The organism is Streptomyces sp. NRRL B-24572 (assembly GCF_002156145.1).
GTDB classification, from domain to species: domain Bacteria; phylum Actinomycetota; class Actinomycetes; order Streptomycetales; family Streptomycetaceae; genus Streptomyces; species Streptomyces vietnamensis.
Map to the genome: position 1 here is coordinate 1 of NZ_MWIG01001000.1, position 1,909 is coordinate 1,909.

Here is a 1,909-nt window from a genome sequence, read left to right on the forward strand (position 1 = left end):
CTGCCCCTTCAACCGGGCCGCGAAGTCCTCGCCGCCCGCCGGATGGCGTCGTACGGCCCGGTTGAAGGGGCAGCGCTTCGAGGTCGCGCGGCGGCGCGGCAAGTACCTGTGGCTGCCGCTCGCGGAGACCGGGACCTCCGTCCTGGGACACCTCGGCATGAGCGGCCAGCTCCTCGTCCAGCCGGAGGACGCCCCGGACGAGAAGCACCTCCGCATCCGCGTCCGCTTCGACGATGCCACCGGCACCGAGCTCCGCTTCGTCGACCAGCGCACCTTCGGCGGCCTCTCGCTCCACGAACAGACACCCGACGGGCTCCCGGACGTCATCGCGCACATCGCCCGCGATCCGCTGGACCCGGAGTTCGACGACGCCGCCTTCCAGAGCGCGCTGCGGCTGCGCCGTACCACCGTGAAGCGGGCGCTGCTCGACCAGTCGCTGATCAGCGGCGTCGGCAACATCTACGCGGACGAGGCGCTCTGGCGCTCGAAGCTGCACTACGACCGCCCGACGGCCACCCTGACCCGCCCGCGCTCGGCCGAGCTGCTCGGCCACGTGCGGGACGTGATGAACGCGGCGCTCGACGCCGGCGGCACCAGCTTCGACAGCCTGTACGTGAACGTCAACGGCGAGTCCGGCTACTTCGACCGCTCGCTCGACGCGTACGGACGTGAGGACGAGCCCTGCCGCCGCTGCGGTACGCCGATGCGGCGACGGGCCTGGATGAACCGGTCCAGCTACTTCTGCCCGCGCTGCCAGCGCCCGCCGCGCACGAGCGCCTGAGCGGTCAGCTCGTGACGGGGGCCGCGCGCTCGGAGTCGTACCTCTCGCGCGCCGCCTCGACCTGGGGCATCCGCCCCTCCACCAGCTCGATCAGGCCGATCAGCCGCTCCGCGATCTCGCGGCCGAGCGGGGTGAGCCGGTAGTCGACCCGCGGCGGGTTCGTGGGCTGCGCCTCGCGGTGGACGAGACCGTCGCGCTCCAGGGCGTGCAGGGTCTGCGACAGCATCTTCTCGCTCACGCCGTCGACCCGGCGCCGCAGCTCGTTGAAGCGGAACGTCCCTTCGTGCAGGGCGCCCAGGGTCAGGCTGCCCCAGCGGCCCGTCACGTGCTCCAGCGTGCCGCGCGAGGGGCAGGCGCGCGCGAACACGTCGTAGGCGAGGTCGTCAGTCATGCCCCCACCGTACTCCCGCGCAGCGCTTACTGCCATGAGGGCGCAACCCAGAAGCTTGCGCTTTCCAAAAGTTAGTGCTCTACTTCTGGTCATCACCCCGAACGCCTCTTCGAGGAGCTTTTTGTGACCACCCCCGTCGTCTCCATCGCCTACCACTCCGGCTACGGCCACACCGCGGTCCTGGCCGAGGCCGTCCGTGACGGCGCCGCCGACGCGGGCGCCACCGTCCACCTGGTCAAGGTCGACGAGATCACCGACGCCGAGTGGGAGCTGCTCGACGCCTCCGACGCGATCGTCTTCGGCTCCCCGACCTACATGGGCACCGCCTCCGGCGCCTTCCACCAGTTCGCCGAGGCCAGCTCCAAGCGCTGGTTCACCGACGCCTGGCTGGACAAGCTGGCCGCCGGCTTCACCAACTCCGGTTCCAAGAGCGGAGACAAGGGGCACACCCTGCAGTTCTTCCAGACCCTGGCCGGCCAGCACGGCATGACCTGGGTCAACCTGGGCCTCAAGCCCGGCTGGAACAGCAGCGAGGCCTCCGAGAACGACCTCAACCGCCTCGGCTTCTTCTCCGGCGCCGGCGCCCAGACCCACACCGACCTGGGCCCCGAGGGCGTCCACAAGGCCGACGTCGCCACCGCCGAGCACCTCGGCCGCCGCGTCGCCCTCACGGCCCGCACCTTCGCGGCCGGCAAGGCCGCCGTCTGACGCCCACGCGGTCCGTCCCGTACGCGAAG

Annotated in this window: 3 protein-coding genes; 2 read left to right on the top strand and 1 reads right to left on the bottom strand. The window is 71.3% G+C overall.

Going from position 1 to position 1,909, the window contains the following annotated elements:
• Window positions 1-781, top strand: a 781-nt coding sequence (mutM, locus tag CCN56_RS39375) for a bifunctional DNA-formamidopyrimidine glycosylase/DNA-(apurinic or apyrimidinic site) lyase (RefSeq protein WP_107484309.1), incomplete at its 5' end; no start/stop codon positions are given.
• Between the two features lie 4 nt (window positions 782-785).
• On the opposite strand, the gene CCN56_RS39380 is transcribed toward mutM, so the two are convergent.
• Window positions 786-1,172, bottom strand: a complete 387-nt coding sequence (locus tag CCN56_RS39380) for a helix-turn-helix domain-containing protein (protein WP_086832399.1) — start codon at window positions 1,170-1,172, stop codon at window positions 786-788.
• A 123-nt stretch (window positions 1,173-1,295) separates the two neighbouring features.
• Here CCN56_RS39380 and CCN56_RS39385 point away from each other — a divergent pair, with 123 nt between their 5' ends.
• Window positions 1,296-1,880 (top strand): flavodoxin family protein, encoded by a 585-nt coding sequence (locus CCN56_RS39385; RefSeq protein ID WP_086832400.1) that lies wholly within the window; start codon window positions 1,296-1,298, stop codon window positions 1,878-1,880.
• The last annotated feature ends 29 nt before the right edge of the window (window positions 1,881-1,909 follow it).

Bases quoted from the DNA above. Each gene is read 5' to 3' on its own strand.
- CCN56_RS39380 (WP_086832399.1), bottom strand. From the start codon at position 1,172: ATGACTGACGACCTCGCCTACGACGTGTTCGCGCGCGCCTGCCCCTCG.